The following is a 25520-nucleotide window of genomic DNA, read 5'->3' as shown; positions in this document are numbered from 1 at the left end:
CGTGACGGCAGGCGCGCAGGTTTCGGGAGATGTCGAGGACTTGCGCGTTTCCAGAGTCACGATCAGCGATGTGACCTTCGTGGCCGATCTCTCGGGCGCGCTGTTCTGGGACGAGCAGCGCCTGCTCGTCGTCTCCGACCTGCATCTGGAGAAAGGGTCGAGCTTCGCCACGCGCGGCGTGCTGCTGCCGCCTTACGATACCATCGCGACGCTCGGCCGGCTCGCTGCTGTCATCTCCCGCCATGATCCGCGAATAGTGATTGCGCTCGGCGACAGTTTTCACGACCGCAGCGCGCATGAGCGGTTGTCACCGGACGATCGCAATGCCGTCGCCGCACTCCAGGCCGGCCGCGACTGGATCTGGATCTCGGGCAATCATGATCCCATGCTGCCGCGCGAACTCGGCGGCACGATCGCGGACGAAGTCGCGATCGGCCCGATCACCTTCCGCCACGAGCCGACCGGCGCTTACGGCGAGATCGCCGGCCATCTGCATCCGAAGGCGCGCGTCTCGGCGCGCGGTCGCTCGATGGAGCGCCGCTGCTTCGCCAGCGACGGGTTGCGCGCCGTCATGCCTGCGTTCGGCGCCTATGCCGGCGGCCTCAGCATCCGCGACGCTGCCTTCGCAAAGATCTTTCCGCAGAACGGCTTTGTCGCCCATCTGCTCGGCGACCGCCGCGTCCACGCCATTGCGGCATCGCGCTGTTATTGAGGCGCCGGCCGAATTAGGACAGCACTACGATCGGTATTCTTCCGGAATCGCGCAGAGCCCGTTATCGGTCTTAACGTCACGCTTGCCGGGGCTGGAATTTCATCCCGAATAAGATTGCAACCGGCAAGGGGTCGCCTCTGGCGGCCCCTTTCCATTCCGCGCGCGTCCAGAACAAATTAAGAACACTTTAGCAAGTCTTTGATATATCATTGTGATTCGGCGCCTCGCCGATACAATATCTAGCGTCTGTCCGACCTTGCGAGGACTACATGTCCACCATTGCCTTCGACCAGTTTGCCCTCACCCGGATCGCCGATTTCGCGCGCTCGCTGTCGCGGCTGCATCAGGCCGCGCGGCGCCAGAGGGTCGATGACGACCAGTTCGACCGCGAGTTCAACGCGGTGTGCCAATCGATCTGGGGCTACACCATCGACGACGTCAGCGACGATCTTTTCTCGCCCGAGGATCATCTGTTTCTCGACACGCTGGACGAAGCGCATGCGCGCATCTTCGCAGCCGAGCAGGGCTATGACCTCGTCGGCGATCAGGGCATGCTGACGGACTGGTGGGGGTTCTGCTGGATGATCCTGGCCGAGAAGCGCGGCCTCCTGACGCCGGAGAACCGCGCCGCCGCGCGCGCGGCGATCGAGGAGAAATATCTGGCCGCTCCCAACGTGATCGGGGTGATCATCGGGAGGTGACGACTCATTCGCTACTCCAACCCCGCCCGCTTCGCCGGCTTCGCGGCCGTCTTCGGCACCGACACATCCGGCAGCGGCTCACGCACGATCTCGTTTGACGCCGGCGCATCTGCCGACACCGTCTCGGCGCGCACCGGCGCCACTTTCATCTCGCCAAGACGTGCGCGAACCTGTGCGGTGAGACCGGGATAGGAGGCGACCGGAGTGAAATCCGCAGCCTGGTCGTTGCCGACGCGCACGCCGGTATAGGCGACGAGCCCGTCGGTGGTGGCGATCACGTCGCCGGCTTTCAGCGAGGAATCCAGCGCAAGGTCGACCGGGGCGAGGCCGACCGGTTCACGGCCGTTGCAGGTGCAATCGGCGCGCAGCGCCTTGCGATAAGCGAACGCGTTCTCGCTGTCGGCGTAGCGCTCGCCGGTCTGGGAATAGGCGCCGTCGATCGACGAGCCGAAATAGACCTTGGTCGCGCTGGCAGGACAGAACGCCTGACACATCTGCGCGGGTGAGACGAGGCCGCGCATCAGCGGAAAGTATTTCCCGTCGCAGCTGCGTACGCAGAAGGCCGGGCCCGAGCCGCCGGCGGCCGCCGAGCGGGTCGGCGGCACATATTGCGGCGTGGCGCCATTCTGCTGGCTGCCGAAGGGATCGACGTAGGAGCTCGCCTGCGGCACCTCGCGCTGCGGTCGCTGCTGCTGCATTCCGCCGAAGAGGAAATCCAACAGACCTTCGGCCGAGACCGGGGCAGGAGTTGCGAGCAGCGGAGCCGCAAGCATGGCGGCCACAAGCGTCGCGCGACGCCGCCGGCGCGCATGGGACATGACTGTACGCAATGCTTACTCCACCCGACGCTACTGAACCGGCTGGGATTCCCCAGGAGGATCTCAGCACATGATTCACCATAAGCCGCGATGGTAAATGAGGGTTGAACGGGCGCGGATTCCGCGGTCTGTCGTGCCCCGGACGCAGCGTAGCGCGCCGCTCTTCGCGGCGTGATGCGCTGCAGAACCGGGACACGAGAATCGCTACCCCTTCAAGAACTCCGACGCCTTGTACAGCGAGCGGAATGGCAGACCGGCCGCACCGAACGTGTCGGTGGCGCCTTCCTCGCGATCGACCATGGTCAGCACCAGCACGACATTGGCGCCGGCCTCGCGCACCGCTTCCACCGCCTTCATCGCCGAGCCGCCCGTGGTGGTGACGTCCTCGACGATGACGACGCGCTTGCCGGCCAGCGTCTCGCCCTTGGGCAGGCCCTCGATCGCGAGCTTGGCGCCGTGCTCCTTCGGCTTCTTGCGCACGAAGAACGCCGCGATCGGATGGCCCTTGATCCAGGAGATCTGCGCCAGCGCGCCGGCGAGCGGCACCGCGCCCATCTCGAGCCCGCCGATGAAATCGAGCTGGTCGTCCTTCAGCGCCTCGTACGTCAGCTCGGCGAGCAGCGTCGCGCCCTCGGGGTCGAGCATGGTCGGCTTGAGGTTGAAGTAGAAATCGCTCTTGCGGCCCGACGCGAGCGTCACCTCGCCGCGGCCGAATGAGCGCCGGCGGATGATCTCGAACAGGCGGGCGCGGGAGGCTGATTTCGACACGGCGGTCCCTCGAACAGCGTTTTTGGAGGAGGCGGAATTTATCCGCGACCGGCGCGACATTCCAGAGGGGGCGTCTCCCGTCAACAGGGATCGGCCATCCCGGCCCAAAGGTTGTGAGGGCGCAACCTTCTGGAGTAGGTGAGGGGGCAAGCCTCTTGGGACAGGCCTTTTGGGGAAGGACATGGAATGACCATCGAGCTCTACACCTGGAACACGCCGAATGGCCGCAAGATCTCGGTCGCGCTGGAGGAGATGGGGCTGCCCTACAAGGTGATCCCGGTGAATATCACCAAGGGCGAGCAGATGGCGCCCGAGTTCCTCAAGCTCTCGCCGAACAACAAGATCCCCGCGATCGTCGACCCCGAGGGGCCCGACGGCAAGCCCGTCAGCATCTTCGAATCCGGTGCGATCCTGCTCTATCTCGGCGAAAAGACCGGCAAATTCCTGCCGAAATCGCTTCGCGAGCGCGTCCCGGTCTACGAATGGCTGATGTGGCAGATGGGCGGCTTCGGCCCGATGCCCGGCCAGGTGCATCATTTCATCGCACTCGAGAACGAGCAGGACCGGGCCTACGGCTTGACGCGCTTCATGGCCGAGACGCGCCGGCTCTATGGCGTGCTTGACCGCCGGCTGGAGGGGCGCGATTTCGTCGCCGGCGAGCTCTCGGTTGCCGATTTCGCCATCCTGGGCTGGGCCTGGCGCCATCCTCGCCACAAGGTTGATCTGGCCGACTTCCCCAACGTCAAGCGCTGGTACGAGGCCCTGATGGCGCGCCCGGCCGTGAAGCGCGGCATGGACGCGAAACTGGATTGACGCTGGCGCTGTCGTCACCCGCGGAGGCGGGTGACCCAGTACTCCGTGACGCCAGTGATTGAGCCGAGACCCCGCGGGGTACTGGATGCCCCGCCTGTGCGGAGCATTACAGTGTGTCTTCACACCCTCTTCGCTTCGACCGCCATCCGCACCGCGAGTCCCGCCAGCACGGTGCCCATCAGCCAGCGCTGCACCAGCATCCAGCTCGGCCGGTTCGCCAGGAACAGCGCGATCGAGCCGGCCGCGAGCGCGATCAACGCGTTGACGCTGACGCTGATCGCGATCTGGATCGCGCCCAGCACCAGCGACTGCGTCAGCACGCTGCCGGCGGCGGGATCGATGAACTGCGGCAGCAGCGCCAGGTACAGCATCGCGATCTTCGGGTTGAGCAGGTTGGTGACGAAGCCCATCGCGAACAATTTGCGCGGGCTGTCGATGGCGAGCTTCCTCACCTGAAACGGCGAGCGCCCACCCGGCTTCACCGCTTGCCAGGCGAGCCACAGCAAATAGCCGGCGCCGGCAAGGCGCAGCGCGTCATAGGCGAACGGAATGGCAAGCAAGAGCGCCGTGATGCCGAACGCCGCGCACAGCATGTAGAACACGAAGCCGAGCGCCACGCCGCCGAGCGAGACGATGCCGGCCCCGGGCCCCTGCGTGATCGAGCGCGAGATCAGATAGATCATGTTCGGTCCCGGCGTCAGCACGAGGCCGAGGCTGACGAGGGCGAAGCCGAGCAGGGCGGAGGTGTGGGGCATGGGCGAACCGGTGCGGGAGATGCAGAGGTTCTAATATGCGATGGTCCGCGGGACCATCGTGCAATTGCTCGGAGGACAATTGGGTTCTCGCAGCGTACTCGCTCTGCTCCCTCGCCCCGTTCTTACGGGGAGAGGGCTGGGGTGAGGGGCTCTCTCCACACGGGCGTCGTCGATAGACCTGTACCCCCTCACCCGGATCGCAAGGGCGATCCGACCTCTCCCCGCAGGCGGGAGAGGTAAAGAAAGAGCATCAATGCGCCTCGTCCCAATTGTTCGCGGCGCGGGCGTCGACATGCAGCGGCACAGAGAGCAGCACGGCGGGGAACGGCGCGTCCTGCATCACCTTCTGCACGACGGGGAGCGTTGCCGCGACCTCCTCGTCCGGCACCTCGAAGATCAACTCGTCGTGCACCTGGAGCAGCATCTGCGCCGAGAGCTGCTTCGCCGCCAGCGCATCCTCCACGCGCGTCATGGCGCGGCGGATGATGTCGGCGGCGGTGCCCTGGAGCCGCGCGTTGATCGCGGCGCGCTCGTTGAAGGCGCGCACCGAGGCATTCGAAGCCTTGATGTCGGGGTAGTGGCACTTGCGACCGAACAGCGTGGTGACGTAGCCGTGGTTGCGGCAGAAATCGCGCGTCTCGTCCATATAGGCGCGGATGCCGGGGAAGCGCTCGAAATACTTCTTGATGTAGGCGGAAGCTTCCTCGCGCGCGATGCCGAGCTGGTTGGCGAGGCCGAACGCCGAGATGCCGTAGATGATGCCGAAATTGATCGCTTTGGCGCGGCGGCGGATCTCGCTCGGCATGCCCTTGATCGGCACGCCGAACATTTCCGACGCCGTCATGGCGTGAATGTCGAGCCCGTCGCGGAAGGCCTGCTTCAGCACGGGAATGTCGGCGATCTCGGCCAGCAGCCGCAGCTCGATCTGTGAATAATCGGCCGAGACCAGCTTGTGCCCGGGCGTGGCGATGAAGGCGCGGCGGATCTTGCGGCCGTCCTCGGTGCGCACCGGAATGTTCTGCAGGTTCGGCTCGTTCGAGGACAAGCGCCCCGTCGTGGTCGCAGCCAGCGCGTAGGTGGTGTGGACGCGATGGGTCTGCGGATTGACGTAGGTCGGCAGCGCGTCGGTGTAGGTCGACTTCAGCTTGGAGACCTGGCGCCACTCCAGAATCTTCTTCGGGAAGTCGTGGCCCTGCTCGGCGAGCTCGTCGAGCACCTGCGCGGTGGTCGACCACGCGCCGGTCTTGGTCTTGGTGCCGCCAGGCAATCCCATCTTGCCGAACAGGATGTCGCCGATCTGCTTGGGGCTGCCGACATTGACCGGCTCGCCCGCGATCTCCTGGATCTCGGCTTCGACGCGCGCCGCGGTCTGGGCGAAATCGCCTGATAGCCGCGACAGCACCTGGCGGTCGATCGAGATGCCGCGCCGCTCCATGCGCGCGAGCACCGACACCAGCGGCCGCTCCAGCGTCTCGTAGACCGCATTCATGTGCTCGGAAACCAGGCGCGGCTTCAGCACGCGCCAGACCCGCAACGCGATGTCGACACCCTCGGCCGATAGCGGGGCGGCCTTGTCGACCGGCACCTGGTCGAAGGTGATCTTGCCCTTGCCGCTGCCGAGCAGCTCGCTCTCCTTCAGCATGGCATGACCGAACCAGCGCTCCGACAACGATTCGAGCGCATGCGAGCCGCGGCCGGCGTCGAGCACGTAAGAGATCAACAGCGCATCGTCGATGTTGCGCAAGGTGATGCCGTGCTGCGCCAGCATCACGGCGGTGAACTTGACGTCGAAGCCGATCTTGAGGATGCCCGCCGATTCCAGCACCGGCCGCAGCGCCTGCAGCGCGTCGTCGTGCTTGACCTGGTCCGGCGCGAGGCCGGCATCGAACAGGCCGGCGCCGCCGCCGGATTGCTTATGCGCCAGCGGCACGTAGCAGGCCTCGTTCGGCGCCAGCGCCAGCGCGATGCCGCAGAGGTCGGCCTGCATCGGGTCGATCGAGTTCGCTCGCGTCTCGATCGCGACATGGCCGGCGTCATGGATGCGCGCGATGAAGGCGTCGAGCTCCTTCAGCGACTTGATCGTCTGGTACTTGGATCGGTCGACCGGCAGCTTGCGCAACGCCTCTTCGCGTGCGGCGGCGAGCGAGATCGGTGCCCCCTTCGGGCTCGCAGCCTTGTCCTCCTTGCCCGCCGATTTGTTGGGCTGGCTCGGCCGCGCCGGCGCCGGGGTTCCCGTGCCTGGTGTGGGCACGATGTCCGAGGGCGGCAGCGTCGTGAACACGCTGGCGCCGCTGGCATAGCCGGGGTCGGCATCGACATTGGCAGGATCGATCTGCGCATATTCGGCGACGCGCCGCGTCAGGGTCGTGAACTCCATCGCCTTGAGGAAGGCGATCAGCTTGCGCGCATCGGGCTCGTGGACGGCGAGATCGTCCAGCGGCACGTCCAGCTCGACCTTGTCGTCGAGCAGCACGAGCTGTCGCGAGATGCGCGCCTTCTCCGCATTCTCGAGCAGCGCCTCGCGCCGCTTCGGCTGCTTGATCTCGCCGGCGCGGAACAGCAATTGGTCGAGATCGCCATATTCGGTGATCAGCTGCGCCGCGGTCTTGATGCCGATGCCGGGCACGCCCGGCACGTTGTCGGTGGAATCGCCCGCGAGCGCCTGCACCTCGACCACCTTGTTCGGGGGCACGCCGAACTTCTCGATCACTTCGGGGATGCCGATGCGGCGGTCCTTCATCGTGTCGTACATCGTGACGCAATCGGTGACGAGCTGCATCAGGTCCTTGTCGGACGACACGATGGTGGCGCTGGCGCCGCGCTCGCAGGCCTGGCGCACATAGGTTGCGATGAGATCGTCGGCCTCGAAGCCGGCCTGTTCCAGGCAGGGCAGGTCGAAGGCGCGCACGGCTTCGCGGATCAGGGCGAATTGCGGAATGAGATCGTCCGGGGCGGGCGGCCGGTGCGCCTTGTAGTCCGGATAGATCTTGTTGCGGAAGGTGATCTCCGACTTGTCGAAGATGATCGCCAGATGCGTCGGCCGGTTGTCCTCGGGCATCTCGCGCAGCAGCTTCCACAGCATGTTGCAGAAGCCGAGCACGGCGTTGACCTGCAGCCCGTCGGACTTGCGGTTCAGCGGCGGCAGCGCGTGATAGGCGCGGAAGATGTAGGAGGAACCGTCGACCAGGAACACATGGTCGCCCTTGCCGGCCGCCTTCGCTGCGACCGGTTTGGCAGCAGCTGTCACGGCAGGTTTGGTATCGGTGGCAGCGTTGGCTGCGACTTTGGACGCGGCCTTGGTGTCAGCTTTTGCGGTGGTCTTCTGCGATGTCTTGGGCATGGGCCGCAATGTATGAATTTTTGCGGGCTTTGACAGCCTTGGGAGGCGGATTTTTGGCGCGATTCCCACACCCTCGTCGTTCCCCGCCCCCCCTGCGCGATTACCCACTAGGCGGCGACGACTCGAAAAGGAGCGCTACTCCGCCGCCTGCAATCGCACGCCCGTCTTCCTCGGCGCGATCCAGAACGCATCGGGTCGCTCGAACAGGAAGCGCGCATTGAGCCGCAGCGCAATCTGCCAGATCGCCAGCGCACCGAGCACGCCGGCGACGGTGACGAGCAGCGACACCGTGCCGATATCAGGGATGATGCCGGTGTGCAGCAGCAGCGTCCGCGTCGCCGCCATCGGCAGGAAGAAGGCGAGATAGATCACGATCGAATGCTCGCCGCAGAAGCGGAGGAAATTGAGCCAGTGCGCCCGCGCGAGCAGCGTGCCCGCCGCGATGATGGCGCAGGCCCCGGCGAAGCCGAGCGCGAGCGAGACGATCGCCCACTCGCTTATCCCCGCTGCGACGAGGCCGGCATTGACCAGCGCCCAGGCGGCAAGCGCTGCAAGCGCCAGCGCAGGATGCTTCCGCGCGCGATCCGACAAAGCGAACACGTAAGGCGCGAACAGATAGCCCGAATAGAAATAGACGAAACGCGAGCAGAACTCGTCGATGGCGGTCCAGCCGGTGGTGATGTGCGCGGTCTCCAGCGCGGCGGCGACGAGCCAGACCGCGAGCGGCGGGACCTTGCGTGTCAGTTTCGTGACGACGAAGAAGACCGGCAACAGATAGATGAACCACAGCGTGCCGAACGGCTCGATGAAGGATTCGAGATACAACAGGCCAACGTGCTGCCAGCTGGTCTCGGCCGCGAAGGCCGGCGCCTTGAATCCGAATTGGATTGTCACCCAGATGACATAGAAGTAGGCGAAATGCACCACCTTGCGGTCGAGATAGGTTCGCCAGTCCCGGTCGATCACCAGAGACAGGAACAAGCCCGAAATCAGGAAGAAATCCGGCATCCGGAACGGCTTTGCGAAGGCCACGACGGCGTGCATGAAACCGGTCTGTCCGGCGGCAAGCTCGACCCCCAGCACCGAATGCATCATCACGACCATGACGATGCAGATGCCCTTGGCGTAGTCGACCCAGTCGATACGCGCGGCCGAAGTGGCCATGGAGGGGCTGGCCGCCGCGATTGTGCCCGATCGTGCCATGGTGTCCCTTTTCGAGGCGCGTTCCGCCCGCCCCTGTGCGGGCCTGAGGCAGTTTGGAGCCCAGTGGTTTCCGACTTCTTTACCGATTCAAATCGCGGGCCGGTTTTTGCATGTGGACTGTTCCATGACCTCGGGAAAATGCTAAACCGCCCCGGATTGGGCTGAGTTGGACGTCCGTTAACCAAGCTGGAACAGGATTTTTCATGCGAATTGCGATGATCGGCACGGGCTATGTGGGATTGGTGTCCGGCGCCTGCTTTGCGGATTTCGGCCACGACGTCACCTGCGTCGACAAGGACGAGCGGAAGATCGCGGCATTGCATCGCGGCGAGATCCCGATCTACGAGCCAGGCCTCGACGAGCTGGTCGCGAACAACGTGAAGGCCAAGCGGCTCGATTTCACCACCGACCTGAAGCAGCCGGTGGCCGATGCCGATGCCGTGTTCATCGCGGTCGGTACCCCCTCGCGTCGCGGCGACGGACACGCCGACCTGTCTTACGTCTACGCCGCCGCGAAAGAGATCGCGCAGTCGCTGCAGGGCTTCACCGTGGTGGTGACGAAATCGACCGTGCCGGTCGGCACCGGCGACGAGGTCGAGCGCATCATCCGCGAGGCCAATCCCAAGGCCGATGTGGTGGTCGCCTCCAACCCCGAGTTCCTGCGCGAGGGCGCGGCGATCCGCGATTTCAAATTCCCCGACCGCATCGTGGTCGGCACCTCCGACGAGCGCGGCCGCAAGGTGATGGGCGACATCTACCGTCCGCTGTCGCTGAACCAGGCGCCGCTGATGTTCACCGCGCGCCGCACCGCCGAGATGATCAAATACGCCGCTAACGCGTTCCTGGCGACCAAGATCACCTTCATCAACGAGATCGCCGACCTCTCCGAGAAGGCGGGCGCCAACGTGCAGGAGGTCGCGCGCGGCATCGGGCTCGACAACCGCATCGGCACCAAATTCCTGCATGCCGGTCCCGGCTTCGGCGGCTCGTGCTTCCCGAAGGACACCAAGGCCCTGATCAAGATCGCGCAGGACTACGACGTCTCCTTGCGCATCGTCGAATCGGTGCTGGCGGTCAACGAGAACCGCAAGCGCGCGATGGCGCGCAAGGTAGCCCAAGCGCTCGGCGGCAATCTGCGCGGCAAGACCATCGCCGTGCTCGGCCTCACCTTCAAGCCCGACACCGACGACATGCGCGATGCGCCGTCGATCCCGCTGGTGACCGGCCTGATCGACATGGGTGCGAAGGTGAAGGCGTTCGATCCCGTCGGCATGGAGCAGGCCAAGGGCGAATTGCCCGACATCACCTATTGCGAGGACGCCTATGCCTGTGCGCAAGGCGCCGACGCGCTCGTCATCGTCACCGAATGGGTGCAGTTCCGCGCGCTCGATCTCGACCGGTTGAAGGCGACCATGGCGCAGCCGGTCGTCGTCGACCTCCGCAACATCTACCGCCCCGAGGACATGGAAGCCGCAGGCTTCACCTATGAGAGTGTTGGGCGGCCGGCGGTGCAGGGCTGACGGAAGACTCGTTATTCGCGATGGCCCGTGTGACTTTGTCATTCCGCGGCGCGCATAGCGCGAACCCGGAATCTCGAGATTCCGGGTCTGGTCCTGCGGACCATCCCGGAAAGACGGCCTGAGGTAAGACGTGGATGCCCGGCACAAGGCCGGGCACGACGACCGGATGTTTCCTTGCCCCGCAGCTTCGACACGCCCCTCCCGATCGATGCCGTGCTCGACGATCTGTCGCGCACGCTGGAGGCCAGCAACGCCGCCGTGCTGGTGGCGCCGCCGGGCGCCGGCAAGACCACGCGCGTGCCCCTGGCCTTGCTCGATGCGCCCTGGGCCAGGGACAAGAAGATCATCGTGCTGGAGCCGCGCCGCATCGCCGCCCGCGCCAGTGCCGACCGCATGGCCAAATCGCTCGGCGAGCGCGCTGGCGAAACCGTCGGCTATCGTGTCCGCTTCGGCTCGAAGATCTCGCGCGCCACACGCATCGAGGTGGTGACCGAGGGCATCTTCACCCGCCAGATCCTCGACGATCCCGAACTGACAGGCGTTGCCGCCATCCTGTTCGACGAATTCCACGAGCGCTCGCTCGACGCCGACATGGGCCTCGCGCTGGCGCGTGATGCGCAAACCGGCCTGCGCGAGGATTTGCGCATCCTGGTGATGTCGGCGACGCTCGACGGTGCGCGGGTGGCAAGGCTGCTCGGCGATGCCCCCGTCGTCGAAAGCGAGGGCCGCGCCTTTCCGGTCGAGACGCGCTATCTCGGCCGCAAGGCCGACGCGCCGATCGAGCGGCAGATGGCGGATGCGATCGCATCCGCACTGCGCGCCGACAGCGGCTCGGTGCTGGCGTTCCTGCCGGGTGCCGCCGAGATCCGCCGTACCCAGAATTTTCTCGGCGAGCGCGTGCAGGACGCCTCCGTCGAGATCGTGCCGCTGTTCGGCGCGCTCGATGCCGCCGTGCAGGACCGTGCCATCGCGCCGGCACCCAAGGGCACGCGCAAGGTGGTGCTGGCGACTTCGATTGCGGAGACCTCGCTCACCATCGAGGGCGTGCGCATCGTCGTCGATAGCGGTCTTGCCCGTGTGCCGCGCTACGAGCCCGATATCGGCCTGACCCGGCTCGAGACCGTGCGCGCCTCGCGCGCGGCGGTGGACCAGCGCCGTGGCCGCGCCGGTCGCACCGAGCCCGGCATCTGCTACCGGCTCTGGGACGAGCCGCAGACCGCCTCGCTCGCGCCGTACACCCAACCGGAAATCCTCAGCGCCGACCTGTGCTCGCTGGTGCTCGATCTCGCGCAATGGGGCGTCAGCGATCCCGCGGCCCTGTCGTTCCTCGATCCGCCGCCGCAGCCGGCCTGGAAGGAAGCCAAAAGCCTGCTCAGCGAGCTCAACGCGCTCGACGGCGACGGCCGCATCACCGCGGAGGGAAAAAGCCTGCGCGCGCTGGCGCTGCCGCCGCGGCTGGCGCGCATGATCGTGGATTCGCATCGCGCGGGCAGCGGCGAAGCCGCCGCCGAGATCGCGGCCATCATCACCGAGCGCGGCCTTGGCGGCGACAGCGTCGATCTCGAGCAGCGGCGCGACCAGTTTCGCCGCGACCGCTCGCCGCGCGCGGCAAGCGCGCGCGATCTCGCGCGCCGCTGGGCCTCGCAGGTCGCGGCGTCGGAGAAGGCGGCGCAGCAGGAGGATCTCTCGACCGGCCTGATGCTCGCCTATGCGTTCCCGGACCGCGTCGCGCGCAATCGCGGCAATGGCAGTTTCGTGCTGGCCAACGGCCGCGGCGCCTCTGTCGAGCAGACCTCCTCGCTCGCCCGCGCGCCCTATATCGCGATAGGCGAGATGACGGGGACGGCGGCGAGCGGACGCATCCTGCTCGCCGCGCAAATCACCGAGGACGAAATCGAGCGGCATTTCGCCGAGCATATCGAGACCGCCGACGAGATTTCGTTCGATCGCGGCGCGATGGCGCTGCGGGCGCGGCGCAAGCGCGTGCTGCACGCGATCACGCTGTCCGAGGCGACGCTTGCCGTGCCGCCCTCTGAAGACACCGCGCGCATTCTCGCCGACGGACTGATCGCCGCGGGCCTCGACCGGCTGCCCTGGTCGAAAGCCGCCAAGCAATGGCGCGACCGCGTGATGTTCCTGCGCAAGGCCGAAGGCGACAGCTGGCCCGATTTGTCGGACGACGGCCTGATCGCGCGGCGCGACGACTGGCTGGTGCCGGCGCTCTACGACAAGATCGCACTCAAGGACATCTCCGCGGGCGATCTCTCCGATGCCCTGATGGCGCTCCTGCCTTGGGAGATGCGCGCGCGGCTCGATCGCGAGGCGCCGACCCATTTCGAGGCGCCGACGGGGAGCGTGCTCGCGATCGACTACGAGGCCGAGCAGGGGCCGACGATCGCGGTGCGGCTGCAGGAATTGTTCGGCCTCAACACCCATCCCTCGATCGCCGCCGGCAAGGTGCCGCTGGTGCTGGAATTGCTGTCGCCGGCCCAGCGCCCGGTGCAGGTGACGCGCGATCTGCCCGGCTTCTGGCGCGGCAGCTACGCCGCCGTCCGCTCCGACCTGCGCGGCCGCTACCCGCGTCACCCCTGGCCCGACGATCCCGCGAGCGCCGTGCCGACAAGGCGGGCGAAGCCGCGCGGGACGTGACCACTCGCAACCGGCATTAACCCTCCGCTCATCCTTTTCGTCAAAATGACAAGGGCTCCGACCTGCGTTCGCTCGCAGTCGGCATCGTCGCGTGATGAAATCGAGCTTTCGGCTCGGAAGTGGTGTGATGCGCAACATTATGATCATCGCGGCCGTCATGGTCGGCCTCGGCACCTTCATGGCGCAGATGGCGGACAAGATGAGCTCGGCGTCCGCCACGTCAGTGCCGCGCACGACGGTCGCAGTCGCGGCCACAGCCCCGGCCGGCGGCCGCAGCCTGGCCATTGGCCGCGACGGCCGCGGTCATTTCCAGACCGAGGGCCGCATCGACGGCCAGCGCATCGGCTTCATGATCGATACCGGCGCCTCCGTCGTTGCGCTCAACGAAACCTCCGCCGCCCGCTTTGGCCTCCGTCCCTCGCGCGGCGAGTACAACGCCACGGTCTCCACCGCCAACGGCACCATCAAGGCCGCGCGCACCCGCATCGCCATGCTCGACGTCGGCGGTCTCATTGTGCGCGACGTCGATGCCATGGTCCTGCCAGACGAGGCGCTGTCGGAGAACCTGCTCGGCCTCTCCTTCCTGTCCCGCCTGAAGCGTTTCGAATATTCCAACGGCCAGATGGTGCTGGAGCAGTAGCTCCCCGCGCGACCGCGCGGTCGTCATTTCAAGATAATATCCTTGCTCTGGCCGCCCCCGCGGTAACGTTTCTTCGTTACCAAACTGCCGCAATTATCGGCCATAAGCCTTCATTCCCGCCTTTCGCTGCGGTTTGGCATTCGCTAAGCCTGCAGCAATCCCGCCCCCTTTCCACGAGACCGACTCAATGTTCCCGAAGCCGAAATCCGTATTGTTGCCCAACACCTACGCCTTCGAATCCGAGCCGATGGTGAAGCCGACCGGCTTTCGCGAATACGACGCGCGCTGGTTGTTCCAGAAGGAAATCAACCTGATGGGTGTGCAGGCGCTCGGCATGGGGCTGGGCGCGCTGATCGCCGAGCTCGGCGTCCGCCAGGAGATCGTCACCGGCCACGATTTCCGCGGCTACTCGGCCTCGATCAAATACGCGCTGATCTCCGGCCTGATGGCGGCGGGCTGCAAGGTGCACGACATCGGCCTTGCGGTGACGCCGATGGCTTATTTCGCACAGTTCGATCTCGACGTGCCCGCCGTTGCGATGGTCACGGCCTCGCACAACGACAATGGCTGGACCGGCGTGAAGATGGGCGCCAACCGCCCGCTGACCTTCGGTCCCGACGAGATGACGCGGCTGAAGGAGATCGTCCTGAACGCGGAATTCAAGAACAAGGCCGGCGGCTCCTACCAGTTCCACGAGAATTATCCGGCGCGCTACATCGCCGACCTCACCTCTCGTCCGAAGCTGACGCGCAAGCTCAAGGTCGTCGCGGCCTGCGGCAACGGCACCGCCGGCGCGTTCGCGCCGCAGGTGCTGGAGGCGATCGGCTGCGAGGTGATCCCGCTCGACACCGAGCTCGACCACACCTTCCCGAAATACAACCCGAATCCGGAAGACATGGAGATGCTGCACGCGATCCGCGACGCGGTGCTGCAGCACAAGGCCGATGTCGGCCTCGGCTTCGACGGTGACGGCGACCGTTGCGGCGTCGTCGACAACACCGGCGAGGAGATCTTTGCCGACAAGGTCGGCGTGATGCTGGCGCGCGACATGTCGGCGATCCACAAGGACGCGCAGTTCATCGTCGACGTGAAGTCCACCGGCCTGTTCATCACCGATCCGGTGCTGCAGAAGCAGGGCGCGAAGACCGCCTATTGGAAGACCGGCCATTCCTACATGAAGCGCCGCACCAACGAGACCGGCGCGCTCGCGGGCTTCGAGAAGTCCGGCCACTTCTTCTTCAACAAGCCCTATGGCCGCGGCTATGACGACGGCCTGGTCTCCGCGCTCGCGATCTGCGACATGCTCGACCGCGCGCCCGGCAAGTCGATGGCCGATTTGAAGAACGCGCTGCCGAAGACCTGGTCGTCGCCGACCATGTCGCCGCATTGCGCCGACGAGACCAAATACGGCGTCATCGACAAGGTGGTGAAGCACTTCGAAGGCCTGCAGGCGAAGGGTGCGAAGATCGGGGGCCAGGCGATCCGCGATCTCGTCACCGTCAACGGCGTCCGAGTTACTGTGGAAGACGGCAGCTGGGGCCTGGTGCGCGCCTCCTCCAACAAGCCCGAGCTGGTCGTCGTGGTCGAGAGCCCGGTCTCCGAGCAGCGCATGCACGACATGTTCGAGATGGTGAACAGCGTGCTGCGCACGCATCCCGAAGTCGGCGAGTACAATCAGAAGATTTGAGCGCTTGCGCGCTCAGCCTTCCGGCGGACCGAACAGCGCGCGGAGCTTCGCACCTGCGCCGCGCGCCTTCCAGGCATCGCTCAGCATCGCGACCCATTCGCCGAGCGCGATCCGGACCGGATTGTAGGACGGCGTGCGGCCGACGAGGCCGTAGCGGAGCGGCTGATCCGATGGCCGCTCGGCAAAGGTCCCGAACAGGCGGTCGAACACGATCAGGATGCCGCCATAGTTCTTGTCGAGGCACGGCTCGTTGCAGGCATGATGCACGCGATGGTGGCTCGGCGTGTTGAGCACCCATTCCAGTACGCCGAGTTTCGGCGCAAATTCGCTGTGAATGAAGAACTGATAGAGCAGGTTGGTGCCGAGCATCGCCACGATCGCGAGCGGATGAAATCCGATCAGCGCCAGCGGCAGGAAGAACAGGAAATTGCCCGAGATGTTTCCTGTCCAGCCGAGCCGGATCGCCGCGGTCAAGTTCAGCCGCGTCGTCGAGTGATGGACCGCATGCGTCGCCCACATCCAGCGGATGCGATGCGAGGCGCGATGTTGCCAGTAATAGAGAAACTCGCTGCCGACGAATAATCCGGCGAGTGCGAGCGGTGCTGTTTGCGCAAAGTCGAGCAGCCGGTGCTCGTACAGGAATGCGAACGGAATGGCGAGGATGCCGGCCTCCAGCGCGCGCAGCAGGTTCTGTCCCAATGCCACGCCAAAGGACGCGACGCTTTCGCGCCAGTCGTGGATGTCGTGATGCGCCAGGCGGCCGATGCCGTATTCGAGCAGCATCAGGCCGAGCGCGGTTGCGAGGATCATGCTCTTGAGCGCAGGATCGAGCAGGAGCGAAGCGTAGCCCACGTTATCCTCCTATTTCGGCGCTGTGCCGGCACCGACGGAACTGTTGCGCAGCGCCTGGGCGCGGGGCAGCGCTTGGGCGCAGGACGAGGTGACCTGGCCAGCATGGGACTGCAGGCAGGCTAGAACGCGTCCGCCGCCCGGCGTGACGTTGCTGCAGAGCTTGTCGAAGTCGGTACGGCAGGCCTGCATCAGGCTCCTCGCTTCGCTGCGCATCTGCGGTGTGATCTGAGTCTGCGGTTGGGTCTGGGCGAGCGCGGAGGTCGCGGTCGCGACGAAGGCGACGACGGTCGCAATTCGCGGAAGTGAGATGCGATGGAATGTCGATGACACGGTGATGGTCCTTTCTGATCAGGCAGGGCTGGCCGTCGCCGCGCGGGCCGGCTGACGCGGCGACGGCGGCGCGGCGTCAGCGCGAGATTGTGCCGGTGCGGGTGTAGGTTTTGCCGGCCGGGCCCGTGCGGGTGACGTTGCGCGTGCAGCTTCCGTTGGCGCAGGCGCCGCTCGCGGTGACGGTGGACGTGCCGCGCGGGCCGCTCGCGGTCGCCGACCGCGTCCAGGCATTGGCGTCGGCCGCCGCGGCAACCGCAAGGGTGCCGATGACGAGGGAAGTAAGGAAGAACTTGCTCATGGTCGTCGTCTCCGTGTGAGGCTGCCGGGAGCGGGAGCCGTGCGGAGGAGACTGGGCGGGCGGCGTCGGTGCCGCATGGCCGGAACGAAACGATTGTTATGGCTTTGTCGGACGCACGTAACAGTATGTAACAACCGCGCTGCCGCTCTTGCATGCGACGTGCCGTCGGCCAAAAATGCCGACCATGAACGCGCATCCGGCTACGATCCTCATGGTGGAGGACGATCCCGAGATCAGCCGCCTCGTCGCCGACTTCATGCGGCGCGAGGGGTTCGAGGTCGCCTGCGTCGCCGACGGCAAGGCCATGGATTCGATGCTCCAGCGCCTGCGGCCCGACCTCGTCATCCTCGACTTGATGCTGCCGGGCGAGGACGGGCTTTCGATCTGCCGGCGCTTGCGCGCCGACGATGCCATCCCGATCCTGATGCTGACCGCCAAGAGCGACGAGATCGATCGCGTGGTCGGCCTCGAGATGGGCGCCGACGATTACCTGACGAAGCCGTTCGGGCCGCGCGAGCTGCTGGCGCGCGTTCGCGCCATCCTGCGCCGTGCCAACGGAACTCCGTCCAAGCCGCTGGTCCGGCGCTTCGCGTTCGACCGCTTCGTGATCGATCTCGATGCGCGCAGTGTCGAGACGACCGAGGCCGAGGCGTCGGAGCTGCAATTGACCAGCGCCGAGTTCGACCTGCTCGGTTGCTTCGTGCAGCGGCCGCGAAGGGTGCTCACGCGCGACCAGATCCTCGACTGGACCCGCGGCCGTTCGGCCGAACCGTTCGACCGCACCGTCGACATGCTGATCTCGCGGCTGCGCCGCAAGCTCGACGGTGCAAGTCCCGGCTCCAACCTGATCACGACAGTACGCAACGGCGGCTATCTGTTCACCGCGACCGTCAAGCAGGTGTCGTGATGCTGCGCGTGACGCTCGCCGCGCGGCTCGCTTTGATCGGACTGGTGGGGATAATCCTGGTGACCATCGTGGTCGTCGCGATCTTCTACCGGACGACCCTCCGCGAAAACGAGCTGACCCGGCCCTCACCCGCGCGTCTCGATGCTCTGGCCACGCTCCTGGAGCGAACGGACGCGGGTTCACGGCAGGCCGTGCTCGACGCGGTGTCTTCGCCGCAGTTCACCGTGCGCATCGTGCCGTCGGGTGCGCCGGTCGGCGGCGAGACGCCGCCGGATCAGCGGGAACTGCGCGAGACGTATGCGGCCGGCCTTGCGGGTCGCCCCGTCGAGATCGTGCCGCCGTCGGATCATCGGGGTAGCCGGGCGTTTCCCCGCCTCGCGCGGCTGATGGCCAATGCGATCGAATTCCGCATCGGATTGCGCAGCGGCGAGTTACTGGTCATCGACGCCTATACTCGCCTGCCGGTGACCCCGTTCGGCCTTCCCGTCGGCTTCGGCGCGGGCCTGTTCGGCTCGATCGTGGCGCTGCTGGCGCTGCTGGTCATGCAGCGCGAGACGCGGCCGCTGGCGCGGCTCGCCGCCGCCGTCGATCGTGTCGATCTGTCGACCGATCCGCCGCCGCTGCCGGATGCGCGACGCAGCGCGCCGGAGATCCGTGCCGTCATCGCCGCGTTCAACCGCCTGCAGGGGCGGCTTGCCGAGATGCTGCGCGCGCGCATGACGCTGGTTGGCGGCATCGCACACGACGTCAGGACGTTTGCGACACGGTTGCGGCTGCGCGTCGAGCACATTCCCGACGATGCCGAGCGGCAGCGGGCGGTCGCCGACATCGACGACATGATCCGCCTGCTCGATGATGCGCTGCTGTCAACGCGGGCGGGTGCCGGCGGACTGTCTCAGGAGATGGTCGAGCTCGCCGCGCTGGTGGCCGTCGAGGTGCACGACCGGCATGTTCAGGGCGCAGCGGTCGATCTGGTCACGGACGAACATGTGCGCAACGTTGTCGTCCTCGGCGACCGGCTCGCCTTGCGGCGGGTCTTCGCCAACATCATCGACAACGCGCTCGCCTATGGCCGTGCCGCGCACGTACGAACGGGCCTGAAGGATGGCGCCGTCGTCGTGTCGATCGGCGACGAGGGGCCCGGGATTCCCGCCGATCAGCGTCAAACCGTGCTGGAGCCTTTCCATCGGCTGGAGAAGTCGCGCAATCGCGCGACCGGCGGTGCCGGTCTTGGTCTCGCCGTTGTCCGCAGCCTGGTCGAGGCCCATGGCGGGACGATCGCGATCGGCACGGCGCCGGGCGGAGGCACGAGCGTCAGCGTCACCCTGCCGGTGTTTCAGGCGGCTTGAAGGTTTTCCAGCGAAGTGGTTGCCGGTTCGCGTGAAGAAAAACGCGTCAAGATGAGAGTTGGCGTCAGGCCGCCACCACAGCCGGAATCGGCAGCGCGGTGACCGACTTGATCTTCTCCATCGCAAAGCGCGAGGTGACGTTCTTCAGCGGCACGGCGCTGATCAGCTTCTTGTAGAACACGTCATAGGCCTGCATGTCCGCGACCACGACGCGCAGCATGTAATCGACGTCGCCGGCCATGCGATAGAACTCCATCACCTCCGGCATGGCGCTGACGGCCTCGGCGAACCGCTTCAGCCAGGCATCCGAATGATCGGAGCTCTCGACCGACACGAACACGGAGATGCCGAGCCCGATCTTGTTCTGGTCGACGAGCGCGACGCGCTTGATGATCACGCCGTCGGCCTCCAGGCGCTGGATGCGCTTCCAGCAGGGGGTCGAGGACAGGCCGACCCGGTCGCCGATCTCGGCGACGGAGAGGGAAGCGTCTTCCTGGAGCACCATCAGGATCTTGCGGTCGATGGCGTCGAGGCGGCGGCTGGTCTCGGGGATCTGGACGGCGACATCAGTCATTTGAAGAACTTTGTTCCAATTCAGGGGCGGATTTCCCTGATATAGAGAAAATCCTTCCACGGCAAGCCCATAATCTCGGCGCTTCCGTGGAATCGCTCTACGGGCGATCGCGCAAAAACCTTTCAACTTCAACGCGTTGCGGCGCGGCCAGGCCGCCGCCATGGTGGGTGCATTTCAGCGCTGCGGCGGCCGCGGCGAATCGCATCGCTTCGCGCAACCCCTTGCCTTCGGCGAGGCCGAGCGCGAACGCGCCATGGAAGACGTCGCCGGCGCCGAGCGTATCGACCGCCCGGACCGGGAACGCCGGCACCTCTTCCAGCGCGCCCGCATGGTTCAGCCAGATCGTGCCGCGCGGGCCGCGCGTGGCCGCGAGGCAGGCGGGCGTCAGCTGCGCCAAGCGCTTCAAGGCCGCGCCGTCGTCAGCGATGCCAGCCGTCTCCTGCAGCTGCGCGCTGGCGAACAGCAGATGCGAGGCCGCCGTGAGCAGGCCGTCCTGCAGCGCCATCGCGCGGTCGACGCCGACGATGACGGGAATGCCCCGCCGGCGTGCCTCGGCGCAAAGCGAGGTCGCGAACGGCGCGCAGCGGCTTTCGACGAGCACTGCCTGACAACCGGCAAGCAACGCGTCCGCCTCAGGCAGCATCACGGTCCACAGCGCGGGATCGCGATAGATCGTGAGCGTCCGCTCGCCCGAGGGCTCGATCATGATCGCCGACACCGGCGTGCTCAGGCCAGGCATGCGCACGATGTGCGTGGTGTCGATGCCCTCCCGCGCCATCTGCGCCAGAATGAAAGCGCTCGACGTCTCCCGCGCATCGCCCATCGGACCTGCGAACGCGATGCGGCCGCCAAGTCGCGCCATCGCTATGGCGGCGTTGAGCGCATTGCCGCCGCAAATCTCGGCGAGATGGCTGGCGTTCGCCTTGCTGCCGCGTTCGGGCAGGGCCTCGACGCGCAGGATGAGGTCGCGCACCGGCATGCCGATGGAGAGGATGCGCGGCGCGGTACCGGCCATCGTCGCTCGGCTCAGCTGCTCTTGTCGTGCACCCAGCGGCCGAGCAGATGATGGGCGATGGCGAAGGGATGCGGGCCGGCGAGCCCGTCCGGATGTGTCCGCGTCAGCATCTTTGCGGCCTCCTCGCGCGTGAACCAGCGCGCATCCTCGAGCTCGGCGTGATCGACCACGACGTCCTCGCTCACGGCGCGCGCGCTGCAGCCGATCATCAGCGACGACGGATAGGGCCAGGGCTGGGTCATGTAATATTGCACGTCGGTGCAGCGGATTCCGGACTCCTCGAAGATCTCGCGGCGCACCGCGTCCTCGATGGTCTCGGCGGCCTCGACGAAGCCGGCGAGGCAGGAATACATGCCTGCCGGAAACTGCTTCTGGCGTCCGAGCAGGCACTTGTCGCCGGACGCCACGAGCATGATCACGACCGGATCGGTGCGCGGAAAATGCTCGGCCTTGCAGGCCGGGCAGTCGCGCTTCCAGCCGCCTTCCTTCATGCTGGTGCGTGCGCCGCAATTGGCGCAATAGCCGTGGCGCTGATGCCAGCTCACCATCGATTTCGCCATCGCCACCGCCGAGAGCTCGTCGGGCGGAATCGCGCCCTGCATCGCCATGCCGCGCAGCTCGGTCACGGTATAGTCCTCGCGGCCGATCAGTTTCTCGGCGGCGGCCTGCGACAGGCCCATGCCGAACACGGCCGCACCGTCGCGAAGCCCGAGGAACACCGTGCCGGGATTGGCGCCGCATTTCAGCGCTTCGTCGATGCCGAGCAGCGCGCGCACCTTGTCGCCCTCGCGCTTGACCAGCAGCGAGTCGCGATAGACCACATAGGCGCGCGAGGATGGCTTCTGCTCCAGCGCGAACAGCTTCTCGTCGTCGCGGCGTAGATGCGCGGCGCGGTCGAGCACGTTGGTGACGAAGGCCGGCTGCCCCAGGGGAAATGCGTCGAATGCTGACATTATTGTTCTTTCAACCCAACCAGATCTTGCGGCGAAGCGCGCTGATGAAATTCTGAACCTCCGCGGCGTCGTGCGCCAGCGGCGGCATCACGCCCCACACCGGCCGCGGCCACGCGGCGTCACTGGTGCGGCGTGCGATGATGTGGACGTGCAGCTGCGGCACGAGGTTGCCGAGCGCGGCGACGTTGAGCTTGTCGCATTTGGTGATGTCCTTCAGCGCGCGCGAGACGCGGGAGATCTCGGTCATCAGCTGCGCCTGCTGCACCTCGTCGAGATCGATGATCTCGACCGTATCGGCGCGCCGCGGCACCAGCAGCAGCCAGGGATAATGCGCGTCCTTGATGACCAGGACCTTCGATAGCGGCAGATCGCCGATATCGATGGTGTCCTCTTTCAAGCGGGAGTGCAGCGACCAGGCGGGTTCGGACATGAAGGCTTCTCTGGATTGATTCTTACCGTCGCAGAGACCACGCCCCCAGACAACATCCGTATGCGCCGTGGTCCTCATGCGCCGGACCGGGTGGCGCACGCCGTTCGAGGGCGAAACGGTGCCGTTCGGGCCGGGAAGTCCTTAAAGCGGCATTGGAACAGCCTCAGACCCCGCTTGCTTTCCGGCTCCTTTGGCCCCAAATAGGGACCGGGAGATTGGCGGTGGACGAGCCACTCGCCAACCGGGTCAGGTCCGGAAGGAAGCAGCCCTAACGAGGTCCGGATCGGGTCGCTCGTCAGTCTCCTACCTGTTTTTCCGAGCGAACCAGCGCCGGCGGCACCAGCCGCCAGCGCGCTCCTTTCCGCAAAAGCCGGCCAAGAGACATTTCATTGCGGATCGACCGATGACCGACGCTGGCGCCCCTCCGAACCCCGATAGCGCCGGCCAGGCCGGCAATGCGCCCTACCGGGTGCTGGCGCGCAAATATCGCCCCTCCTCGTTTGACGATCTGATCGGCCAGGAGGCCGTGGTCCGCACCGTCTCCAACGCGTTCGAGACCGGGCGCATTCCGCAGGCCTGGATCCTCACCGGCGTCCGCGGCGTCGGCAAGACCACCACCGCGCGCATTCTCGCCCGTGCACTCAACTACGAGATGCCGGATGGATCGGTGAAGGGGCCGACCATCCACATGCCGACCCTGGGCGTGCATTGCCAGGCGATCATGGAAAGCCGGCACATGGACGTGCTGGAGATGGACGCGGCCTCGCATACCGGCGTCGACGACGTTCGGCAGATCAATGACAGCGTGCGCTATGCGCCGGCCAGCGCCCGCTACAAGGTCTACATCATCGACGAAGTCCACATGCTGTCGACGGCGGCGTTCAACGCCTTCCTGAAGACGTTGGAGGAGCCGCCGGAGCACGCCAAGTTCGTGTTCGCGACCACCGAGATCCGCAAGGTTCCGGTCACCGTGCTGTCGCGCTGCCAGCGTTTTGATCTCCGCCGCGTCGAGGCCGACGTGCTGATGAAGCACCTCGCCAGCATCGCGGCGAAGGAAAACGTCGAGATCGAGCCGGAGGCGCTCGGCATCATCGCGCGCGCCGCGGAGGGCTCGGTGCGCGATTCGCTGTCGCTGCTCGATCAGGCGATCGCGCATGCGGCCGGAGCCGTGAAGGCCGATGCCGTCAGGCAGATGCTGGGCCTTGCCGACCGCACCCGCGTCATCGACCTGTTCGAACAGCTGGCGCGCGGCGACATCGCGGCTGCCTTCAAGGAGTTCCGCGATCAATACGATGTCGGCGCCGATCCCATCGTCGTGCTCTCGGATCTCGCCGAGTTCGTCAATTTCGTCACCCGTGTGAAGGTCATTCCGGCGACCGCCGACAACGTCGCCTATGGCGAGACCGAGCGCGTGCGTGCCAAGGAGTTCGCCGCGAAGATCTCCATGCGCGTGCTGTCGCGGATGTGGCAGATGCTGCTCAAGGGCATCGCCGAGGTGCAGGCCGCAACGCGCCCCGCGGCCGCGGCGGAAATGGTTCTGGTGCGCATTGCCTATGTCGCCGACCTGCCGACGCCCGACGAAGCGATCAGGATGCTGGAGCAGAACGGCGGCGGCTCACCGGTCGTGAGCGGCGGAAGTAGCGCGCGCAGCGGCACGCCGGCCGCGCCGATGGCATCCGCAGCGTCGATATCCGCGCCCGTGCGGATGCCGACAGCCTCGCCTTCAGCCTTTGGCGGTGGCGCCCGGCCGCAGATGGCAGCCCCCGCGCCTGATACGCAAGGGGCGGCACCCCAGCTGCGGATCACGAGCTTCACCCAGCTCGTTGCGCTCGCCGGCCAGAAGCGCGACATCATGACCAAGAGCGCGCTCGAAGGCGACATGCGCCTCGTCCGTTTCGAGGAGGGGCGGCTGGAAGTCGCGCTCGAGCCCAACGCTTCCAAGACCATGATCTCGGAACTTGCGAAGAAGTTCGAGGTGTGGACCGGACGCCGCTGGACCGTGATCGTCTCGAACGAACAGGGGCAGCCGACTTTGCGTTCGGTGAACCAGGCGGCCAAGCAGGAGCATGCCCGTACCGCGGAAGCCGATCCGCGCGTGCAGGAGGTGCTGTCGCGTTTTCCCGGCGCCAAGGTCGTCGAGGTCCGCAGGCTTGCCCCCGAGACGCCGGAAACCGATATAAACGCCGACTATGGCAGCGACGATCCGCCCGACGGTTCTGACGGCGACGACGATCTCTGAGCCATTCTTTTCGAAGGACACGCACCGATGGCTGATTTTCTCGGCATGATGAAGCAGGCGGCGCAGCTGCAATCCAAGATGCAGGAGATGCAGGAATCTCTGGCCAACGTCGAGGTCGAGGGCATCTCCGGCGGCGGCCTCGTCGCCGTGCGCATGACCGCGAAGATGGACGTCAAGGGCGTCAGGATCGATCCTTCGCTGATGAAGGCGGAGGAGCGTGAGGTGCTGGAAGACCTGCTCGTCACCGCGCTCAGTGATGCGCGCCGCAAGGCCGAGACCGCCATGCAGGAGAAGATGCAGGCCCTCACCGGCGGGCTCGGCCTGCCGCCGGGGCTGTTCGGCCAGTAATTATGGGCGCTGTTGCGGGTCCTGAAATCGAGCGGCTGGTCCAACTGCTCGCGCGGCTGCCGGGCCTCGGTCCGCGCTCGGCGCGGCGTGCGGCGCTGCATCTGATCAAGAAGCGCGAAGCATTGATGATGCCGCTGGCTTCGGCCATGCAGGTGGCGCTGGACAAGGTCCAGGTCTGCAAGACCTGCGGCAACATCGACACGCAAAATCCCTGCACCGTCTGCACCGATCCGAAGCGCGATCCCTCCATCATCGTCGTCGTGGCCGATGTCGCCGACCTCTGGGCGCTGGAGCGGGCCAATGCCACCCAGGGACGCTATCATGTGCTGGGTGCGACATTGTCGCCGCTCGACGGCGTCGGCCCGCAGGACCTCACCATCGACGCGCTGGTGGCGCGCGCGCATGATTCGCAGGTGCACGAGATCATCCTGGCGCTGAATGCGACGGTGGACGGCCAGACCACGGCGCATTACATCACCGACCTGCTCCAGGACGCCAATGTGAAGGTGACGCGGCTCGCCCATGGAGTTCCCGTCGGCGGCGAGCTTGATTATCTCGATGAAGGTACGCTATCGGCTGCGATGCGGCAGCGCACCCTGTTCTAGCCATTCAGACTTTA

24 protein-coding genes and 1 other RNA gene are annotated in these 25520 nt (G+C 66.1%); 13 read left to right on the top strand and 12 right to left on the bottom strand.

The annotated features are described in order from the left end of the window. Position 1: 1 nt before the first annotated feature. Positions 2-712: a ligase-associated DNA damage response endonuclease PdeM gene (gene pdeM, locus AC24YW_RS12660; RefSeq protein ID WP_487483034.1), complete on the top strand. Its 711-nt coding sequence runs from the start codon at positions 2-4 to the stop codon at positions 710-712. A gap of 269 nt (positions 713-981) precedes the next feature. Continuing rightward, on the top strand, positions 982-1413 hold the full coding sequence (locus tag AC24YW_RS12655; RefSeq protein ID WP_036041807.1) for a hypothetical protein: 432 nt from the start codon (positions 982-984) through the stop codon (positions 1411-1413). Positions 1414-1424: 11 nt separating this feature from the next. Here the strand turns inward: AC24YW_RS12655 and AC24YW_RS12650 are convergent, their stop codons facing one another. Together AC24YW_RS12650 and pyrE are read right to left on the bottom strand one after the other, a co-directional pair. After that, positions 1425-2231, bottom strand: a complete 807-nt coding sequence (locus AC24YW_RS12650; RefSeq protein ID WP_487483306.1) for a DUF2865 domain-containing protein — start codon at positions 2229-2231, stop codon at positions 1425-1427. Between the two features lie 204 nt (positions 2232-2435). Continuing rightward, positions 2436-2999, bottom strand: coding sequence for an orotate phosphoribosyltransferase (gene pyrE / locus AC24YW_RS12645; protein WP_487483033.1), 564 nt, complete (start codon positions 2997-2999; stop codon positions 2436-2438). Positions 3000-3185: 186 nt separating this feature from the next. On the opposite strand from pyrE, the gene AC24YW_RS12640 reads away from it, so the two are divergent. After that, entirely contained in the window at positions 3186-3812 is a 627-nt protein-coding gene (locus AC24YW_RS12640) for a glutathione S-transferase family protein (RefSeq protein WP_487483032.1), read from the top strand. Between the two features lie 119 nt (positions 3813-3931). On the opposite strand, the gene AC24YW_RS12635 is transcribed toward AC24YW_RS12640, so the two are convergent. The 3 genes from AC24YW_RS12635 to AC24YW_RS12625 all read right to left on the bottom strand — a co-directional run bounded on the left by AC24YW_RS12635 (position 3932) and on the right by AC24YW_RS12625 (position 9110). Then, the gene (locus tag AC24YW_RS12635) at positions 3932-4567 is read right to left on the bottom strand and encodes a LysE family translocator (protein WP_487483031.1); all 636 of its coding nucleotides are present in this window, start codon (positions 4565-4567) and stop codon (positions 3932-3934) included. Positions 4568-4817: 250 nt separating this feature from the next. Next, a complete protein-coding gene (gene polA / locus AC24YW_RS12630) occupies positions 4818-7907 on the bottom strand; it encodes a DNA polymerase I (RefSeq protein ID WP_487483030.1) in 3090 nt (1029 codons plus the stop codon). A gap of 135 nt (positions 7908-8042) precedes the next feature. Continuing rightward, positions 8043-9110 carry an acyltransferase family protein gene (locus AC24YW_RS12625; protein WP_487483029.1) on the bottom strand — a complete coding sequence of 356 codons (1068 nt, stop codon included), beginning with the start codon at positions 9108-9110 and terminating at the stop codon, positions 8043-8045. A 203-nt stretch (positions 9111-9313) separates the two neighbouring features. On the opposite strand from AC24YW_RS12625, the gene AC24YW_RS12620 reads away from it, so the two are divergent. The 4 genes from AC24YW_RS12620 (at position 9314) to AC24YW_RS12605 (ending at position 15606) form a co-directional block, all read left to right on the top strand. Continuing rightward, positions 9314-10630: a UDP-glucose dehydrogenase family protein gene (locus tag AC24YW_RS12620; protein WP_487483028.1), complete on the top strand. Its 1317-nt coding sequence runs from the start codon at positions 9314-9316 to the stop codon at positions 10628-10630. Between the two features lie 174 nt (positions 10631-10804). Beyond that, positions 10805-13279 (top strand): ATP-dependent helicase HrpB, encoded by a 2475-nt coding sequence (hrpB, locus tag AC24YW_RS12615; protein WP_487483027.1) that lies wholly within the window; start codon positions 10805-10807, stop codon positions 13277-13279. Between the two features lie 127 nt (positions 13280-13406). Next, a complete protein-coding gene (locus AC24YW_RS12610) occupies positions 13407-13919 on the top strand; it encodes a TIGR02281 family clan AA aspartic protease (protein ID WP_487483026.1) in 513 nt (170 codons plus the stop codon). A gap of 187 nt (positions 13920-14106) precedes the next feature. Then, entirely contained in the window at positions 14107-15606 is a 1500-nt protein-coding gene (locus tag AC24YW_RS12605) for a phosphomannomutase/phosphoglucomutase (RefSeq protein WP_157283377.1), read from the top strand. A gap of 12 nt (positions 15607-15618) precedes the next feature. Here the strand turns inward: AC24YW_RS12605 and AC24YW_RS12600 are convergent, their stop codons facing one another. From AC24YW_RS12600 to AC24YW_RS12590, 3 genes are all read right to left on the bottom strand, one after another. Further along, on the bottom strand, positions 15619-16458 hold the full coding sequence (locus AC24YW_RS12600) for a sterol desaturase family protein (RefSeq protein WP_487483025.1): 840 nt from the start codon (positions 16456-16458) through the stop codon (positions 15619-15621). 9 nt (positions 16459-16467) lie between these two features. After that, on the bottom strand, positions 16468-16788 hold the full coding sequence (locus AC24YW_RS12595) for a cysteine rich repeat-containing protein (protein WP_487483024.1): 321 nt from the start codon (positions 16786-16788) through the stop codon (positions 16468-16470). Positions 16789-16864: 76 nt separating this feature from the next. After that, positions 16865-17086 (bottom strand): hypothetical protein, encoded by a 222-nt coding sequence (locus AC24YW_RS12590; protein ID WP_487483023.1) that lies wholly within the window; start codon positions 17084-17086, stop codon positions 16865-16867. Between the two features lie 184 nt (positions 17087-17270). Here AC24YW_RS12590 and AC24YW_RS12585 point away from each other — a divergent pair, with 184 nt between their 5' ends. Both AC24YW_RS12585 and AC24YW_RS12580 read left to right on the top strand, forming a co-directional pair. Continuing rightward, positions 17271-17993 carry a response regulator gene (locus tag AC24YW_RS12585; RefSeq protein ID WP_487483022.1) on the top strand — a complete coding sequence of 241 codons (723 nt, stop codon included), beginning with the start codon at positions 17271-17273 and terminating at the stop codon, positions 17991-17993. Beyond that, positions 17993-19342: a sensor histidine kinase gene (locus AC24YW_RS12580; protein ID WP_487483021.1), complete on the top strand. Its 1350-nt coding sequence runs from the start codon at positions 17993-17995 to the stop codon at positions 19340-19342. The genes AC24YW_RS12585 and AC24YW_RS12580 overlap by 1 nt, the downstream gene beginning before the upstream one ends. A 64-nt stretch (positions 19343-19406) precedes the next feature. On the opposite strand, the gene AC24YW_RS12575 is transcribed toward AC24YW_RS12580, so the two are convergent. From AC24YW_RS12575 to AC24YW_RS12560, 4 genes are all read right to left on the bottom strand, one after another. Continuing rightward, positions 19407-19916, bottom strand: a complete 510-nt coding sequence (locus AC24YW_RS12575) for an Lrp/AsnC family transcriptional regulator (RefSeq protein WP_025032510.1) — start codon at positions 19914-19916, stop codon at positions 19407-19409. Positions 19917-20013: 97 nt separating this feature from the next. Further along, positions 20014-20931, bottom strand: a complete 918-nt coding sequence (locus tag AC24YW_RS12570; protein ID WP_487483020.1) for a sugar kinase — start codon at positions 20929-20931, stop codon at positions 20014-20016. Positions 20932-20942: 11 nt separating this feature from the next. After that, positions 20943-21884 (bottom strand): NAD(+) diphosphatase, encoded by a 942-nt coding sequence (nudC, locus tag AC24YW_RS12565; protein ID WP_487483019.1) that lies wholly within the window; start codon positions 21882-21884, stop codon positions 20943-20945. A 10-nt stretch (positions 21885-21894) separates the two neighbouring features. Further along, entirely contained in the window at positions 21895-22314 is a 420-nt protein-coding gene (locus tag AC24YW_RS12560; protein WP_487483018.1) for an HIT domain-containing protein, read from the bottom strand. A 210-nt stretch (positions 22315-22524) separates the two neighbouring features. Here AC24YW_RS12560 and ffs point away from each other — a divergent pair. From ffs to recR, 4 genes are all read left to right on the top strand, one after another. Then, an RNA gene (ffs, locus tag AC24YW_RS12555) (signal recognition particle sRNA small type) lies at positions 22525-22621 on the top strand. A 96-nt stretch (positions 22622-22717) separates the two neighbouring features. After that, positions 22718-24553, top strand: a complete 1836-nt coding sequence (locus AC24YW_RS12550) for a DNA polymerase III subunit gamma/tau (RefSeq protein WP_487483017.1) — start codon at positions 22718-22720, stop codon at positions 24551-24553. 27 nt (positions 24554-24580) lie between these two features. After that, positions 24581-24901 carry a YbaB/EbfC family nucleoid-associated protein gene (locus tag AC24YW_RS12545; protein WP_487483016.1) on the top strand — a complete coding sequence of 107 codons (321 nt, stop codon included), beginning with the start codon at positions 24581-24583 and terminating at the stop codon, positions 24899-24901. After that, on the top strand, positions 24901-25506 hold the full coding sequence (gene recR / locus AC24YW_RS12540) for a recombination mediator RecR (protein ID WP_487483305.1): 606 nt from the start codon (positions 24901-24903) through the stop codon (positions 25504-25506). Before AC24YW_RS12545 ends, recR begins: the two co-directional genes overlap by 1 nt. Positions 25507-25520 lie beyond the last annotated feature (14 nt).

The sequence above is a fragment of the Bradyrhizobium sp. USDA3516 genome, from assembly GCF_057651995.1.
This window is presented reverse-complemented; position numbering and strand designations above follow the sequence as displayed.

Excerpts from the sequence above, each read along its gene's own strand:
- AC24YW_RS12610 (WP_487483026.1), top strand. The coding sequence starts at position 13,407 with ATGCGCAACATTATGATCATCGCGGCCGTCATGGTCGGCCTCGGCACC.
- AC24YW_RS12650 (WP_487483306.1), bottom strand. The coding sequence starts at position 2,231 with ATGTCCCATGCGCGCCGGCGGCGTCGCGCGACGCTTGTGGCCGCCATG.
- AC24YW_RS12640 (WP_487483032.1), top strand. The coding sequence starts at position 3,186 with ATGACCATCGAGCTCTACACCTGGAACACGCCGAATGGCCGCAAGATC.
- AC24YW_RS12575 (WP_025032510.1), bottom strand. The coding sequence starts at position 19,916 with ATGACTGATGTCGCCGTCCAGATCCCCGAGACCAGCCGCCGCCTCGAC.
- AC24YW_RS12560 (WP_487483018.1), bottom strand. The coding sequence starts at position 22,314 with ATGTCCGAACCCGCCTGGTCGCTGCACTCCCGCTTGAAAGAGGACACC.
- AC24YW_RS12635 (WP_487483031.1), bottom strand. The coding sequence starts at position 4,567 with ATGCCCCACACCTCCGCCCTGCTCGGCTTCGCCCTCGTCAGCCTCGGC.
- AC24YW_RS12655 (WP_036041807.1), top strand. The coding sequence starts at position 982 with ATGTCCACCATTGCCTTCGACCAGTTTGCCCTCACCCGGATCGCCGAT.
- AC24YW_RS12585 (WP_487483022.1), top strand. The coding sequence starts at position 17,271 with ATGAACGCGCATCCGGCTACGATCCTCATGGTGGAGGACGATCCCGAG.
- AC24YW_RS12590 (WP_487483023.1), bottom strand. The coding sequence starts at position 17,086 with ATGAGCAAGTTCTTCCTTACTTCCCTCGTCATCGGCACCCTTGCGGTT.
- AC24YW_RS12625 (WP_487483029.1), bottom strand. The coding sequence starts at position 9,110 with ATGGCACGATCGGGCACAATCGCGGCGGCCAGCCCCTCCATGGCCACT.
- nudC (WP_487483019.1), bottom strand. The coding sequence starts at position 21,884 with ATGTCAGCATTCGACGCATTTCCCCTGGGGCAGCCGGCCTTCGTCACC.
- AC24YW_RS12605 (WP_157283377.1), top strand. The coding sequence starts at position 14,107 with ATGTTCCCGAAGCCGAAATCCGTATTGTTGCCCAACACCTACGCCTTC.
- AC24YW_RS12580 (WP_487483021.1), top strand. The coding sequence starts at position 17,993 with ATGCTGCGCGTGACGCTCGCCGCGCGGCTCGCTTTGATCGGACTGGTG.
- AC24YW_RS12570 (WP_487483020.1), bottom strand. The coding sequence starts at position 20,931 with ATGGCCGGTACCGCGCCGCGCATCCTCTCCATCGGCATGCCGGTGCGC.
- AC24YW_RS12550 (WP_487483017.1), top strand. The coding sequence starts at position 22,718 with ATGACCGACGCTGGCGCCCCTCCGAACCCCGATAGCGCCGGCCAGGCC.
- AC24YW_RS12545 (WP_487483016.1), top strand. The coding sequence starts at position 24,581 with ATGGCTGATTTTCTCGGCATGATGAAGCAGGCGGCGCAGCTGCAATCC.
- polA (WP_487483030.1), bottom strand. The coding sequence starts at position 7,907 with ATGCCCAAGACATCGCAGAAGACCACCGCAAAAGCTGACACCAAGGCC.
- AC24YW_RS12620 (WP_487483028.1), top strand. The coding sequence starts at position 9,314 with ATGCGAATTGCGATGATCGGCACGGGCTATGTGGGATTGGTGTCCGGC.